Here is a 14,138-nt window from a genome sequence, read left to right on the forward strand (position 1 = left end):
GTGGTCGTGGTCCGTCAAGCGTGACATGACAAGATCCTGTCGCACGGCGCGCCGCTCAGCCGAGTCCGGCCGCGACGGCGCGGGCCTCGTCGAACGCCTGCGGAAAACTCAAATACACGGGCTTGCCGCCGGTGCGCATCCGCGTGAAAAGCCGGTGCTCGACCTGATACTTGACGTTGCCGATCGCGAGCGCGCCGATGCCGATCGCGCCGCCCGCAGTCGGCACGCCGTCGATCGGCTTGCCGTCGTTCATCACGTTCACGCCGGCAATGCCTTCGGGCGGCACGGCGTTGACATCGGCGGCGATCAGCAGGTGGCGCGCGTGGGCGAGGTCGTCGCGGCTCACCACCTGCACGCCGGCGACAGCCGTCGCCAGTACGATCTCGGCCTCGCCGAGCGCGGCGCGCAGTTCGTCGGACGTCGCCGTGCCCACGCCTTTCGTCACAATCTGGAAGCGCTGATTGAGCTCGTCGCTCACCCGCGTGGCGCGCGCCGCGTCGGTGTGGCTGGCGATGCAAACGTCGGCGCCCAGCGACGCCGCCATCGCCGCGGCCACACGCCCGACCGCGCCGGTGCCGCCGAGAATCAGCACGCGCTTGCCGCCCAGTTCCATGCCGTACGCCTTCGCGAGATGCCGCTCGGCGAGCGCGACGAGCGCGGCGGCGGTCGTGTACGCGCCGCTCGGGTCGGCGAATACCGACACCTCGAACGGCGGCACCATTGCCCGGCGCGCGCTGTCGAGCATGTCGGCGGCGAGCATCACGTCGCGTCCGCCGATGAAGATGCCGGTGCGCGCCACGCCTTTCGGCCCGCGCGAAAAGATCGCGTCCTGCGTAAGGTTCGCCACCATCCCCGCGTCGACGTTGCAGTACGGCACGATGATCTGGTAGCCGGCATCGGCGGCCATGTTCACGTCGAAGGGGCTCATCTGCGGCGTGGCCGTCAGCATGTGCAGGATGTACGGCCGTTCGGCGGGTTTTTCAGTGGTGTCGGACATGGCAGGGGGCTCGTTTCAATGGCGATGTCGTGGATTGCGCAAGGGAAGGGCCGAGAGAAGCCGCGCTCCCGTCGAGAGGACGCAAAAGGCGCGGGCTGGTACGCCATGCTGTTTGCGCGAGTCGCATGTCGTGGCGCGCGTCACGCTGGTGACGTTGATGGCGTTCGTGACGTCCGGGAGTTCGTGACGTGCGTCGCGTCGCGCGCGGTGCTGCGGCATCGCCAGCACGCGCAGCCCGTTCGTGAGCCGCCCGGTGCACGAATCGCGGCGCGGAGTAAAAGCACTTCATGCTGCGCCGATGCGGTGGTGCTGCCGCGCCTCGCTCGAGCGCACGGTGGCGCCGCGATTGCGTCCGCCGACGATCGTGCATTCGATCTGCGGCATGCCGCGCGTCGCTTCGCGCGCGGTGGCGAGCGCGGCTTCGGCGTCGCGCGCGCTGCCGACGATCGCGAAACCCGTCGGACCCCATGAACTCTGGCCGATGCCCGCGGTGCGTTGCGCGGCCACCGCGCGCAGCGCGCGCTCGACGCCGGGGCTCGTGAACACGCCGCCCTGCACGGGCGCGAAATATTCGCCGATGGTCTGCTGCATCTCCGTGAGGCCGTGCGCGAACGGCACGATGTTGCGTTCGGCGGCGCCCGGCAGGATTTTCATCAGCACGAGGTGGCACAGATGCGCGGCGAGTCGCTGAGGAAACGGCGCGAGCGCCGCGAGACCGCGCCGTTCTTCGGGGCCGTGCAGACCTTCTCGCGCGGTGTCGCTGACGAGCAGCACGCGCCAGTTCTCGGGAAACGGCTGGCGTGCAAGTAGCGGCGGCACGCCCGGCCGCAAATCGCCGGACGGCCCGCCGTCGACCAGCAGGCCGCCGGAATCGAAGCCGAGCACGCCGATTCCCGAACGCGCGCCACGGCCGAGCAGGCTCGCCAGTTCGGCCGTCGTCGCCAGATGGCCGAGCAGCCGCACGAACGCCATGCCGACCGCAAGCGCGAGTTGCGTGCCCGAGCCGAGCCCGGTGTGCGCGCGCGGCATCTGCGTGACCTGGATCGCGACCGGCGTGGGGTCGAACGCGGCATGCAGCCGTTCGAGACAGATCGCGATGCGCTCGCGCTCCGCGTCCGATAGCGCGCCGCTAATGCTGTCGCGCTCGGCGAAGCGCGCTTCGATGCGAGTGCCGCCGCCGTCGATCATCAGTCCGACGCTGCCGAACGCGCGCCCAAGCGACGCGTTCGGATCGAGAAAGCCCAGATGCAGCCGCGCGGGGGCGTCGACCGTCACGGTGGCGTCAGGCGAAAGGCGGCGAACGTGAAGCTGCATCGCGAGTGTCCTTGTTCATGCGTGACCCGATGGCGCTCGAGCGGGAGGAATCGTCACGCGGCCATTGGTGTGGCCGTGACTGTGACTGTGGCCACGAGCGCGGCCATGAGCGCGGCCATGAGCGCCATCGCGCGACGCTCGGCGCAGGACGTCAAGCGAAAGGCGTACCAGGCTGCCGCGCGATGCGTCGCGTCAACCGCCTTCCGATGTTTCCGGCGCCTGCGATGGCTTCGGCGCGTCGTACTTGATATAGCGGAAGCGCTGGTCGTCGGTGGGCGTGCCTTCCAGTGGACCGCCCTCGGTGGCCGGCTGCCACTGGATGAACGACTCGATCTTGCCGGCGAGCGCGAAGTCCTTGTCGGTGATGCCCTTCGCCGAATGCGTCTTGAGCTTCACGATCACGAATGCATAGGAGACCGTCAGATCCGGGTGATGCCAGGCGGCCTCCGCGAGATGACCCACCGCGTTTACCACCATCAGCGTTCCCTTCCAGCCTTCGGTGCGGTATTTGCGCCGCAACCAGCCGTCTTCGACGTACCAGTGCTGTAGCGGACCGACGAGACGTTGCTGGATCTCGTCGTCGGAATAGACCTTTTCTGTGCTTGCCATGATCGCTGCTCCGCAAATGTTGGATCGCAAAGTCGGATCGCAATGTTGAATCGATCGCTCGGCCTCATGTTGCGCTGCAATTGATGCGCCATGCGACTGGCGGATGGCCCGACGCATCGCGCGAACCGCTTCGCATGCAGCCTGCCTCGCGACGGACACGCTTCGTATCGGGCCATGACACAGTATGTCCCACATGCCGCGCATCGGTGGTGTCACGGCGTGACACAGTTGGGCGGCGTCGAGCGTGATCGTCCGCCGTTGCCGTTTGATCCACGTGTCACATGCCAAGGCCGACGACGCCCGACGCGCCGCGCGCGGCTTGATGCGATGTGACCGCGCGGCGTTTGACGCTCGCCTCGTAACAGCGCCTGCGCTGTGCGCCGCTGCCGCATCGGCATGGAATATGCGTTGGCCGACATGCGCCGCAAAACCCGACAACGATCGGGAATGGCGTTGATCGTTACCCTGCTCCGTGGTGGCGCGCCCGGTGCTGCGAGGTAGCGTGGGTCATTCGTGAGTTGAACAGCAAGACCATTCTGGAGGAGACATGAACTTACGCACCACGGTTCTTGGGCTCGCGATCCTCGCGTCGGCAGCCTTGAGCTCTATCGTTGCACAGGCCGATTCGCAGCTCGACGGGCTCATGAAAAGTCCGTCTAACTGGGCGGCTCAGGCAGGCGATTATGCCAACCACCGCTACAGCCCACTCAAGCAGATCAACGAAAGCAACGTCGGCAAACTTCAGGTCGCATGGACCATGTCGACCGGCGTGCTGCGCGGCCATGAAGGCGCGCCGCTCGTGATCGGCGACACCATGTATATCCACTCGCCGTTCCCTAACAAGGTGATTGCGATCAACCTCAAGGATCAGACTTTCATCTGGCAGTACCAGCCGAAACAGGACGACTCGGTTGTGTCCGTGATGTGCTGCGACACCGTTAATCGCGGGCTCGCTTATGGCGACGGCAAGATCTTCCTGCAACAGGCCGACACCAAGCTCGTCGCGTTGAACGCGAAAACCGGCGACGTCGTGTGGAGCGCGCAGAACGGCAATCCGAAAGCCGGCGAAACCAACACCAATGCGCCGCACGTATTCGGCGACAAGGTGCTGACGGGCATCTCGGGCGGCGAGTTCGGCGTTCGCGGACGCCTGATCGCCTACGACATCAAGACGGGCAAGCCGGTCTGGACCGCATTTAGCACGGGCCCGGACAAGGACATGCTGATGGACCCCGACAAGACGATGACCTACACCGACGGCAAGATGGTGCCGGTTGGCGCAGACTCGTCGCTGAAGTCATGGAAGGGCGATCAGTGGAAGCTGGGCGGCGGCACCACGTGGGGCTGGTATGCGTGGGACCCGAAGCTCAACCTTGTCTACTACGGCACCGGCAATCCGGGCACATGGAACCCGACGCAGCGTCCCGGCGACAACAAGTGGTCGATGTCGATCATGGCCCGCGATCTGAATACCGGCATGGCGAAGTGGGTCTATCAGATGACGCCTCACGACGAGTGGGACTATGACGGCGTCAATGAAATGATCCTGTCGGATCTGACCATCGACGGCAAGAAGGTGCCCGCCATCGTTCACTTCGACCGCAACGGCTTCGGCTACACGTTGAACCGCGAGAGCGGCCAACTGCTCGTCGCGCAGAAGTACGATCCGGCCGTGAACTGGGCGGACAGCGTGGACCTGAAGAGCGGCAAGCCGATTCGCAACGCGGCGTATTCGACGCAGGCAGCCGGTTCGGATCACAACGTGAAGGGCATCTGTCCGGCGGCGCTCGGCTCGAAGGACCAGCAGCCCGCGGCGTTCGACCCGAACTCGAGCCTCTTCCTCGTGCCGACGAATCACGTTTGCATGGACTACGAACCGTTCGATGTCGATTACGTGTCGGGTCAGCCGTATGTGGGCGCGACGCTGTCGATGTATCCGGGTCCGAACGAGAACAACGCGATGGGCAACTTCATCGCGTGGGATGCGGCGAAGGGCAAGATCGTCTGGTCCAAGCCGGAGAAGTTCTCGGTGTGGTCGGGCGCGCTCGCCACCGCTGGCGGCATCGCGTTCTACGGCACGCTCGAAGGCTACCTGAAGGCAGTCCGCATCAAGGACGGCAAGGAACTGTGGCGCTTCAAGACGCCGTCGGGAATCATCGGCAACGTGTTCACGTATCAGTATCAGGGCAAGCAATACGTGGGCGTGTACTCGGGCATCGGCGGCTGGGCCGGCATCGGCATGGCGGCAGGACTCGAGAAGTCGACGGAAGGTCTGGGCGCAGTGGGCGGCTATCGCGAACTCGCGAAGTACACGGCGCTCGGCGGCACGCTGTTCGTGTTCGCCATTCCGGGCGGTGCCGGCGGTTAATCAACGGCTGGTTCAATAACAGTTGGTTCAATTGAGTCATGGGTCCGCGTCGCTGCACGAAGCAGCCGGCGCGGCCCTTTCCCGAGGATCGAGGAGACATCTGCATATGAAAGGCCGATCAATCTTGTTGGGAGCGGCGTTGCCGGTCCTTTTCGTCGTGCTGCCTGTCGCGTACGCTCAGACCAATCCCGCGATTGCCCAGGTGGCGTACAAGGTGGTCGACGGCAGCAAGGTGGACAGCAACACGTTGCAAGGATGGAAGACCTGGCGCGCGCTTGCCTGTGAACGCTGCCACGGCGCGCAGCAGCAGGGCATGGTGGGGCCGTCGCTCGTCGAGGCGTTCAAGACGCTCGACAAGAACGAGTTTCATCGCACCGTGTTTGGCGGGCGGGTCGAGAAAGGCATGCCCGACTTCAGTTCCAGCCAGATGATGCAAAAGAACTGGGAGAACCTTTACGCCTATCTGAAAGGGCGTTCGGACGGGCAGATCAAGCCCGGCGATCTGCAGGCCATCGACGCAAAATAGCGTGCGGCTTTACTTCAGGAGGTGATCGATGCGTCATCGTCATTCAATGCACGTGCATGCGGCGCTCGTGGCAGGCGCGCTTTGCTATGCGGCGCTCGCAAGCGGCGCAGTGCGCGCCCAGGGCGAGGCGCTGCCCAACAACGACGGCGCCGACGGCGTGCTGCGCGTCTGCGCGGACCCGAACAACATGCCCCTGTCGAACAACAAGGGCGAAGGTTACGAGAACCGCATCGCGAGCCAGATGGCGAGCGACTTCGGCTACAAGCTCGAATACACGTATTTTCCGCAGCGCATGGGCTTCGTGCGCCATACGTTGCGCGAGAAGGTGGCCGATACCGGCGCGTACAAATGCGATCTGATCATCGGCGTGCCGAAAGGCTACGACATGACATCGACCACGCAGCCCTATCTGCGCTCGACCTATGCAATGGTGTTCAAGAAGCGGCCCGAACTGGCCGGCATCAATACGCCCGACGATCTGCTCAAGCTGCCGCCCGATCAACTTCATAAGCTGCGTTTCGGCATCTTCACGCAGACGCCTGCCGTCGACTGGCTGCTCGGTCATAACCTGATCGATCAGGCGGTGTCGTATCAGGTGCAAAGCGGCGACCCGCAGGAATATCCCGGCCAGATGATCGAACGCGATCTGCAGGCGGGCAATGTCGACGTGGTGTTTCTGTGGGGGCCGATTGCCGGTTACTTCGCGAAGCGCTCCGGCGATTCGGTGAAGCTCGTGCCGTTCCCGGCCACGCCGGGCATCCGCTTCGACTATACGATTTCGATGGGCGTGCGCTACGGCGAGAAAGCGTGGAAGGACAAGGTCGATCAATGGATCGGCGCGAACCATGACAAGATCGACAGCATTCTCACGAGCTATGAAGTGCCGCTGCTGAAACCGGTCGACGCACCGGCGGGCAAACCCGCGGACGCGTCGCCATGACGGCGGAGTGTGGTGGGTTTCCCGGCGGTATTCCTGACGACGGCGTGAGCGGCGGTATCAGCAACGGCAGGCGGCGCGTGCTCGCGGCGTGCGCCGCGAGCATCGCATGCGTGACGGGCGCAATGGGTGCGATGGGCGTCGTTGTAGCCAACGCGCAAGCGGCCACGCCTGCACCCGCATCCGCGCCGGGCGCGAGCGATATTTCGCCCGCCGAGCGCCTCATCTTTACGACCGATCATCTGCACGGCGTCGAGCAGCAAACCGAACTCGACTACGCGTTGCTCAGCTCCGACGCGTCCGCGCACGGCAGCGACACCGTCAAGGTACTCGTGACGAGCGCCGACAATGCGAAGGGCGACGCCCAGGTGTCCGATAAACGCGGCGCGGTTCCGTTGCCGAACGGCGGCTTGCAGTGCAATCCCGTCATCATCTATTTTCTCGAGCGCGACATCGCCGAGATGGAGCAGTTGACGGGCGGAAAACGCCGCTATTTCCAGCAGCGCCTGCGGCTCGCGCTCGCCGCCGGGCCGAAGATCGAAACGGTGACGAGCCAGATCGGCGGCAAGGCGGTGAAGGCGCAGCAGATCGTCGTGCAGCCGTATCTCGACGATCCCAACGCCGCGCGTTTTCCGCAATACACGGGCAAGCGCTATACGTTTCTGATCGCGAGTACGGTGCCGGGCCAGGTCGCGATGATTCGCACGGAAGTGCCGGGCGCCAACAACGATTTCGCGCATCCGCTGCAAAGCCGCGCGCTCAGTTTTCAGGCTGTGTTGCGCAAGCTGACGCCGCCGGGGAATGCACCGAACGCGCCTGGCGCGCCGAACAACGCGCCGCGTTCGCCGAACGAGCCCGTCACGCCGTCGAACGCGCCGCGCGCGAGCCGGTAGCGGCGCATGGCCTTGAATTTCATCCGCTCGCTCACGCTGCGTCAGTTGCAGATTTTCGTCGTGGCGAGCCGCTATACGAGCTTCGCGCGCGCGGCCGAGGAGTTGCATCTGACGCAGCCGGCCGTGTCGATGCAGATTCATCAACTCGAGGAAGCCGTGGGCCTGCGTCTGTTCGAACGGATTGCGCGCAAGCTCGCATTGACCGAGGCCGGCGAGAAGTTCAGCCATCACGCGAGCCGCATTCTCGGCGAGATCAAGGACGCCGAAGATGCGATGACCTCGCTCAAGCAGGCCGACAGCGGCTCGATCGCGGTGGGCATCGTCAGTTCCGCGACGTATTTCGCGCCCAAGCTGCTCGCGATGTATTCGCGCATCTACCCGAAAGTCGACGTTCACTTTTCGGTCGGCAATCGCGACGCGCTATTGCGTCTGTTGCAGGACAACGCGATCGATCTCGCGATCATGGGCCGGCCGCCGCCGGAGTTGGACACGACGACCGAGCCGCTCGCATGGCATCCGCAAGTGGTGATCGCGCCGGTCGATCATCCGCTCGTCGGCGCACAACGGTTCGATTTGCAGGAGCTGCGCGGCGATACGTTTCTGGTGCGCGAGCCCGGTTCGGGCACGCGCATGGCCGCGGAGGAAATGTTCCGCCAGCATTTGTTCACGCCCGCGAAAGTCGTCACGCTGGGCAGTAACGAAACGATCAAGCAGGCGGTGATCGCGGGCATGGGCGTGAGCCTCATTTCGCTGCATACGCTGCTGCTCGAACTGCGTACCGGCGAACTCGCCCTGCTCGATGTGAACGGCACGCCGATCGAGCGGACGTGGCAGATCGTGCATTTGCGCGCCAAGCAGCTTTCGCCGACCTGCATGATCTTCCGGCAGTTCCTGCTCGAGGAGGCCGCAGCTTATCTGGAGCGCGAGTATGCGGGGTTCGTGCCGTCGCCGGGAAGATCGAAGGTTCTGTTAAAAGCAGTCGACGACGCATCCGCGTGAAGCGTTTTTCTTGCCGGCGGCGCGGTGTGTGCCCGCCATAGGAGATTGCACCGATGGGTTCCAGCGAACAGCTTCAGGATTGGCGTCTGCACGCGCTGCATATCGAGGAAGAAGTCGCGGGCGCGGTGATCGGCCAGTCGCAGGTGATCCGGCTCATCACCGTGGCGCTGTTTGCGCGCGGCCATGTGCTGCTCGAAGGCGGCGTCGGCGTCGGCAAGACGACCGTGTTGCGCGCGTTTGCGCGCGTGGTGGGCGGCGAGTTCGAGCGCGTCGAAGGCACGATCGATCTGATGCCGGGCGATCTCGTCTATCACACCTATGTCGATGCCGAAGGCAGGCCGCGTATCGATCCCGGTCCGCTTCTGCGGCACGGCGAGCGGCTCACCACGTTCTTCTTCAACGAGATCAATCGAGCGCGTCCGCAGGTGCAGTCGCTGCTGTTGCGTGCGATGGCCGAGCGTTCGGTGTGGGCGTTCGACCGCGAATATCGTTTTCCGCACATGACGGTGTTCGCGGATCGCAACAAGGTCGAGAAGGAAGAGACGTTCGAACTGGCGTCGGCGGCGCGCGACCGTTTTCTCTTCGAACTCGGCATGCCGACGCCCGACGACACCGAGGTGCGCCGCGCGCTCGTGTTCGATGCCGACTATCACGACGTCGACCGGCTGCTCGCGCGTCTTTCTCCGGCCATCGTGCCGTGGGAGCAGTTGAACCAGATCGGCGCGGCGATCCAGCACAGCGTGCAATCGAGCGAGACGATAGAGCGCTACGTGCTGGACATCTGGCAGGCTACCGAAACGCCGCAGCGCTTCGGCATCGCGCTCGACGGCGTGGACATGGAGCGGCTCATCCTGGCGGGCGCGAGTCCGCGCGGGATGAGCGCGCTCTTGCGCGCGGCGCGTGTGGTCGCGTGGCTCGCGGGCCGCACGCATCTGATTCCCGAGGACATTCACGCGGTGCTGCTGCCCGCGCTGGGCCACCGCGTGTTCTTCACGCCGATCTACGAATTGCGCCGCCAGGAACTCTCGGAGGCGTTGATGACGCAGATCGTCGGCAGACTGGCGGTGCCTTGAGCGATGAACGAGATAGCGGAATTCCACTACCGTTTGCCGATGCGCTCATCGGGCGTTCGGCCCGGCTCGCATCGTGGATCGAGCTTCGGCGCTGGCCAGGAATTCGCGATGCACGGGCGCCTCTTCGACTATCCCGATCCGCGCCGTCTCGATCTGCGGGCGAGCGTGCGCGCGGCGCGCTCCGAATGGCTCGTGCGGGTGCATTTGCAGCGCGCGGCGGTGCCGGTGCAGGTGCTTGTCGATGTGTCCGCGTCGATGCGCTTCGGCAGCCGTCAAACGAAACTGGAGGTGGCCGCGGATTTCGTCGAGGCATTGGGTTATAGCGCGTTTCGTGTGGGCGATCCGTTGGGCATGCTCGCCTTCGATCATGCTTCACGCGACGATCTTTTCATGCCGGCGCGCTCGGGCCGCGGCATCGGCAATCTGCTCGCGACGATGCTGCGCGGGAGTGAGAGCGCGGCGTCGAATGACGTCGGCGAAAGTGCGGACGCACTGCGGCGCGTCGCGTCGACGCTGGCGGGCCGTCAGGCGCTGGTCTTTATCGTCTCCGATTTCCACTGGCCGCTCGCGGCCTTACCCGCCGCGCTCGACTTGCTGGTGCATTCGTACGTCGTGCCAATCGTCATATGGGACGCAGCGGAGACCGTGCCGCCCGCGGGCGGTCCGCTGCTCGCGGTCAGCGATGCCGAGTCCGGCGCGCGGCGCACGCTGTGGCTGAGCGCCGGCGTGCGGGAGCGTTGGCGCGAAGGCGTTGCAACACGCCGCGGCGAACTCTCGCAGATGTTCGGCAAGCGCGCGATCCAGCCGTTTTTTATCGAAAGCGCTTTCGATCCGGAGGCCATGTCGCGCCACTTTCTGGAGGCCGTTGCATGAGATTCGGGGGAACGCTACGCCGCATACGGGCCGCGACGATCGTCGCTATCGTGCTGCTGCCTTCGCTATTGCCGTCCACGAACGCAGCAGCCGCGAGCGGCGCCGTATTCCAGCCGACCGTGCAGGAGCCGCGCGCATTCGGCTATCTGCTCGGCGATGTCCTCACGCAACGCATACTGCTGCAAGACGGCGACCGCGAGATTGGCTCGGTGACGCCGCCTTCGCTCGGCCGCACCGATACGTGGCTCGAGCGCCGGCGCGTTCGCACCGAGACCGACGACGAGGGCCGCCGCTGGATGGCGATCGACTATCAGCTCGTCAACGTGCCGACCGCGCTCACGCAGATTGCGTTGCCCGCGTTGACGCTGCCGTCGTCGTCGGGCGCGACGCTGCGCGTCGCCGAGTGGCCGATCAGCATCGGTCCCGCGACGCCTGCGAATCCGTTCAATGCCGGCGATCTGCAAGCGCTGCGGCCCGACCGCCAGGCTTTGCCGCTGTCCACTGCGCCGCTGCGCCGGCAGGCCGGCATCGCTGCGGGCTTGTCGTTGCTGACCTTGTTCTCGTGGGCCGGCTGGTGGTGGTGGCGCAATGCGCGCGAGTCGGCGCGGCTGCCGTTCGCGCGCGCGTGGCGGCAAATGCGGCGTATGCAACGCGCGCAGCGCGACCCCGAGCCGCGCATGGATGCCTCCACGGATGCGTGGCTTTGCCTGCATCGCGCGTTGAACGAAACGGCGGGTCATGTCGTGCATGGCGGTTCGCTGCCGGCGCTGTTCGCGCGGGCGCCGTATTTGCAACCGTTGCGCGCGCAACTGGAGCAGTTCTACCGGCAATCGGCGGAACGCTTTTTCGTGCGCGCGTCGACCGCCGAGGCCTATCCGCTCAAGACGCTGTGCGAGGCGCTGTATCGCGCGGAACAGCGTCATCAGCGATGAACAATATGGCGCTCGACTTCGCTCATCCCTGGCTGCTCGCGCTGCTGCCGCTCGCATTGCTGCCGCTGCTGCCGCGCCGCGCCGACACGCTCGCGTTTTCGTGGATCGCGTGGCTGCCGGACGATCGCGCGGGACGCTGGATCGGCGCCGTCGCGCAGGGCAGCGCCGTGCTGGCGATGCTCGCGATCGTCGTCGGTCTGGCCGGTCCTGGGCGCTCGCATCGCGAGGTATTGCGCACGGGCAGCGGCGCGCAGATTCTGATTCTGATGGACCGCAGCGCCAGCATGGACGAGCCGATCAACAGCAAGGGCGTTGAGGTCAGCGCGGGCGAATCGAAGAACAAGGTGGCGCGCGCTTCGTTGACGGAGTTCGTCGCGCAGCGGCCGAACGACCGGCTCGCGTTCATGATGTTCGGCACGAGCCCGTTGCTGGCGATGCCGTTCACGTACGACCATCGCGCGATCGACGCCGCCATCGCCGGTACGAGCGTGGGCCGCGGCATGCCCGACACGCAACTCGATCTCGGGCTGCTGACTGCGATCGGCGAATTCAATCAGCAACATTCGTCGAGCCGCCGCGCAATCGTGCTCGTCTCCGACGGCGGCGCGAAGCTGAACGCGCGTGTGCGTCAACTGATTGAAGACGGCCTGCTGCGCAATGACATCGCGCTCTACTTCATCTACTTGCGAAGCAGCATTTACAGTCCCGACCTGAATGCGAAGGTGCCGGCGAGCGAGTCGTCGGCGGAAGCGGAATTGCACCGCTATTTTCTTTCGCTGAAGACACCTTATCGTTTGTTCCAGACGGGTAATGCAAAAGCAATGAGGGACGCGATGGCCGAAATCAACCGGCAGCAGAATGCGCAGACGACGTTCGTCGAGCGTTTGCCGCGCGAGGATCTGAGTTCGTATTGCTTGGCGGCAGCGCTTGCGAGTTGCGTGCTGCTCATCGCATTGCGGTTCTTTCAGGTTCGGGTGTGGGCATGAAGCGCGCGTCGGTGCATGTCATCTTCGGGGCCGTCGCGCTGTGCTGCGCAGCGGTGGCCGCTTATGACGGGCTGCGGTTGCGTCACGCGGAGGAGGTGAACCAGGTCGTGGCCGCCAGCGCTACCGCTACCGCCGGCAAGGCAGCCGCGAAGCAGGCGCCGCGCAGCGCCGGCAGCATGGACGACGCGCCGCAAGTCAGACTCGCGCGCGCGATCGCGCTGTCGAAAGAGGGCGCTTACGACACGGCGGGTCCTCTCTTCGAGTCGCTGATTCGCGAGCAACCCGAGAGCGACACTGGACGCGCTGCGCTGTTCGATCTCGGCAATCTGTATCTGCGCCAGGGCATCGGACATAGCCCTGCGGGCGCGGTCGAATCGCTTGCGATGGTCGAGGAAGCGAAAGCCCGCTATCGAAGCCTGCTGCGCATTGCACCCGACGATTGGGACGCGCGCTACAACCTCGAACGTGCGTTGTGGCTCGCGCCCGAGACGCGTTCCGCGTCAAGTGCGCCTGACGTCAAGGAGCAGCACGACATCAAGGTGCGCGACCCCGAAAGCAGGGACTTGCCGTGAGCCTGCGCGCATCCATGCGAGGCTTTTTCACCGGACGTCACTGGATGACGGCAGCCGCGCTCGTGCTGCTGATTCTCGCGCTTGCGATGCCGCCGGTCGCGTTGCCGCGCAATACGTCGAGCTACATCGTCACATTCGATATTACGCAGAGCATGAACGTAGAAGATGCGATGCTCGACGGTGCGCCGGTGAGCCGGCTCGTGTTCGCGCGTGCGGCGATGCGCGAGGCGCTCGGGCAACTGCCGTGCGGGTCGAAAATCGGCTGGAGCGCGTTCACCGGGCAGCGTAGTTTTCTGCTGCTGCCGCCCGTCGAAGTGTGCGGCAACTACGATGCGCTGCTGGCGTCGCTCGATCGGATCGACGGGCACATGCGCTGGACGAACTACAGCCGCATCGCCGAGGGCGGTGTTTATTCGGCGGTTCGCGTGGCGCAGGAGATTGGCGACAGCACGGCCGTCGTCTTCGTCACCGATGGCCAGGAAGCGCCGCCGCTGCTGCCCTCCGATGCACTCAAGCAGGACATCAATCCCGCGCACGTGAAGGGCTGGCTGATCGGCGTCGGCGGCGATCAGCCGGCGCCGATTCCGCGCAGTGACGCGCACGGCAATCGCATCGGCTACTGGCAGGCGGACGAGGTCGTGCAGGTTCCGCAGATGCATGCGTCTGCGGCTCATGCGGCCAGTCACGAGGAACGGTCCGCGTTGCAAGGGCATTATTTGAGCGCGGTGGCCGGGCAGGTCGGCTTCGGTTATCGGCGTTTGATGGACGCGGAGTCGTTGCGCGACGCGATGCTCGATACGCGGCTCGCTCACCGCGAAACGGTGCCGACCGATTTGCGCTGGTGTCCCGCGGTGCTGGCGCTGCTGCTGCTCGTCTGGCGCTTTCTGCCGGGGACTGCTGTTTCTTTAGAGACGATGCGGTTTGGTACGACGCCTGTTGCGCGAATCTTTGGCCCGGCGCGGCGCGCTCGCGCGATTAGCTCATCGCCTGCCGACAGCGCTCACTACGCCGCCGCGGCTGCCGCCGCGCACAACCGCGATCTGGTCGAATAGCGCGCTG

14 protein-coding genes are annotated in these 14,138 nt (G+C 65.2%); 11 read left to right on the forward strand and 3 right to left on the reverse strand.

Translation table 11 applies throughout. The features are described from left to right. Positions 1-55 precede the first annotated feature (55 nt). From ABIE53_RS26845 to ABIE53_RS26855, 3 genes are all read right to left on the reverse strand, one after another. Entirely contained in the window at positions 56-997 is a 942-nt protein-coding gene (locus ABIE53_RS26845) for an NAD(P)-dependent methylenetetrahydromethanopterin dehydrogenase (RefSeq protein WP_006046609.1), read from the reverse strand. Between the two features lie 285 nt (positions 998-1,282). Then, positions 1,283-2,311, reverse strand: coding sequence for a beta-ribofuranosylaminobenzene 5'-phosphate synthase family protein (locus ABIE53_RS26850; protein ID WP_006046610.1), 1,029 nt, complete (start codon positions 2,309-2,311; stop codon positions 1,283-1,285). Positions 2,312-2,503: 192 nt separating this feature from the next. Continuing rightward, positions 2,504-2,920, reverse strand: a complete 417-nt coding sequence (locus tag ABIE53_RS26855) for a 4a-hydroxytetrahydrobiopterin dehydratase (RefSeq protein ID WP_006046611.1) — start codon at positions 2,918-2,920, stop codon at positions 2,504-2,506. Positions 2,921-3,467: 547 nt separating this feature from the next. Here ABIE53_RS26855 and ABIE53_RS26860 point away from each other — a divergent pair. The 11 genes from ABIE53_RS26860 (at position 3,468) to ABIE53_RS26910 (ending at position 14,131) form a co-directional block, all read left to right on the forward strand. Then, entirely contained in the window at positions 3,468-5,288 is a 1,821-nt protein-coding gene (locus tag ABIE53_RS26860) for a methanol/ethanol family PQQ-dependent dehydrogenase (RefSeq protein ID WP_006046612.1), read from the forward strand. A gap of 106 nt (positions 5,289-5,394) precedes the next feature. Next, the gene (locus ABIE53_RS26865; protein WP_006046613.1) at positions 5,395-5,814 is read left to right on the forward strand and encodes a c-type cytochrome; all 420 of its coding nucleotides are present in this window, start codon (positions 5,395-5,397) and stop codon (positions 5,812-5,814) included. A 28-nt stretch (positions 5,815-5,842) separates the two neighbouring features. Continuing rightward, on the forward strand, positions 5,843-6,754 hold the full coding sequence (locus ABIE53_RS26870; protein ID WP_006046614.1) for a substrate-binding domain-containing protein: 912 nt from the start codon (positions 5,843-5,845) through the stop codon (positions 6,752-6,754). Between the two features lie 122 nt (positions 6,755-6,876). Beyond that, positions 6,877-7,644 (forward strand): hypothetical protein, encoded by a 768-nt coding sequence (locus ABIE53_RS26875; RefSeq protein WP_051153870.1) that lies wholly within the window; start codon positions 6,877-6,879, stop codon positions 7,642-7,644. Between the two features lie 12 nt (positions 7,645-7,656). Further along, positions 7,657-8,643 carry a LysR family transcriptional regulator gene (locus ABIE53_RS26880; protein WP_029965957.1) on the forward strand — a complete coding sequence of 329 codons (987 nt, stop codon included), beginning with the start codon at positions 7,657-7,659 and terminating at the stop codon, positions 8,641-8,643. A gap of 53 nt (positions 8,644-8,696) precedes the next feature. Next, positions 8,697-9,716 (forward strand): AAA family ATPase, encoded by a 1,020-nt coding sequence (locus ABIE53_RS26885; protein ID WP_006046617.1) that lies wholly within the window; start codon positions 8,697-8,699, stop codon positions 9,714-9,716. 3 nt (positions 9,717-9,719) lie between these two features. Further along, positions 9,720-10,589 carry a DUF58 domain-containing protein gene (locus tag ABIE53_RS26890; protein ID WP_192699226.1) on the forward strand — a complete coding sequence of 290 codons (870 nt, stop codon included), beginning with the start codon at positions 9,720-9,722 and terminating at the stop codon, positions 10,587-10,589. Beyond that, positions 10,586-11,521, forward strand: a complete 936-nt coding sequence (locus ABIE53_RS26895; protein ID WP_006046619.1) for a hypothetical protein — start codon at positions 10,586-10,588, stop codon at positions 11,519-11,521. Before ABIE53_RS26890 ends, ABIE53_RS26895 begins: the two co-directional genes overlap by 4 nt. Beyond that, positions 11,518-12,507, forward strand: coding sequence for a vWA domain-containing protein (locus tag ABIE53_RS26900; RefSeq protein WP_006046620.1), 990 nt, complete (start codon positions 11,518-11,520; stop codon positions 12,505-12,507). The genes ABIE53_RS26895 and ABIE53_RS26900 overlap by 4 nt, the downstream gene beginning before the upstream one ends. Then, on the forward strand, positions 12,504-13,079 hold the full coding sequence (locus ABIE53_RS26905) for a hypothetical protein (protein ID WP_006046621.1): 576 nt from the start codon (positions 12,504-12,506) through the stop codon (positions 13,077-13,079). The genes ABIE53_RS26900 and ABIE53_RS26905 overlap by 4 nt, the downstream gene beginning before the upstream one ends. Before the next feature lie 44 nt (positions 13,080-13,123). Further along, a complete protein-coding gene (locus ABIE53_RS26910) occupies positions 13,124-14,131 on the forward strand; it encodes a vWA domain-containing protein (protein WP_006046622.1) in 1,008 nt (335 codons plus the stop codon). The last annotated feature ends 7 nt before the right edge of the window (positions 14,132-14,138 follow it).

Source organism: Paraburkholderia sp. OAS925 (assembly GCF_040543975.1).
In the GTDB taxonomy this organism is placed as follows: Bacteria; Pseudomonadota; Gammaproteobacteria; order Burkholderiales; family Burkholderiaceae; genus Paraburkholderia; species Paraburkholderia graminis.

Coding starts and splice junctions, on each gene's coding strand:
- ABIE53_RS26900 (WP_006046620.1), top strand. CDS start 11,518: ATGAACAATATGGCGCTCGACTTCGCTCATCCCTGGCTGCTCGCGCTG.
- ABIE53_RS26845 (WP_006046609.1), bottom strand. CDS start 997: ATGTCCGACACCACTGAAAAACCCGCCGAACGGCCGTACATCCTGCAC.
- ABIE53_RS26885 (WP_006046617.1), top strand. CDS start 8,697: ATGGGTTCCAGCGAACAGCTTCAGGATTGGCGTCTGCACGCGCTGCAT.
- ABIE53_RS26850 (WP_006046610.1), bottom strand. CDS start 2,311: ATGCAGCTTCACGTTCGCCGCCTTTCGCCTGACGCCACCGTGACGGTC.
- ABIE53_RS26855 (WP_006046611.1), bottom strand. CDS start 2,920: ATGGCAAGCACAGAAAAGGTCTATTCCGACGACGAGATCCAGCAACGT.
- ABIE53_RS26910 (WP_006046622.1), top strand. CDS start 13,124: ATGACGGCAGCCGCGCTCGTGCTGCTGATTCTCGCGCTTGCGATGCCG.
- ABIE53_RS26860 (WP_006046612.1), top strand. CDS start 3,468: ATGAACTTACGCACCACGGTTCTTGGGCTCGCGATCCTCGCGTCGGCA.
- ABIE53_RS26875 (WP_051153870.1), top strand. CDS start 6,877: ATGGGTGCGATGGGCGTCGTTGTAGCCAACGCGCAAGCGGCCACGCCT.
- ABIE53_RS26865 (WP_006046613.1), top strand. CDS start 5,395: ATGAAAGGCCGATCAATCTTGTTGGGAGCGGCGTTGCCGGTCCTTTTC.
- ABIE53_RS26890 (WP_192699226.1), top strand. CDS start 9,720: ATGAACGAGATAGCGGAATTCCACTACCGTTTGCCGATGCGCTCATCG.
- ABIE53_RS26895 (WP_006046619.1), top strand. CDS start 10,586: ATGAGATTCGGGGGAACGCTACGCCGCATACGGGCCGCGACGATCGTC.
- ABIE53_RS26905 (WP_006046621.1), top strand. CDS start 12,504: ATGAAGCGCGCGTCGGTGCATGTCATCTTCGGGGCCGTCGCGCTGTGC.
- ABIE53_RS26870 (WP_006046614.1), top strand. CDS start 5,843: ATGCGTCATCGTCATTCAATGCACGTGCATGCGGCGCTCGTGGCAGGC.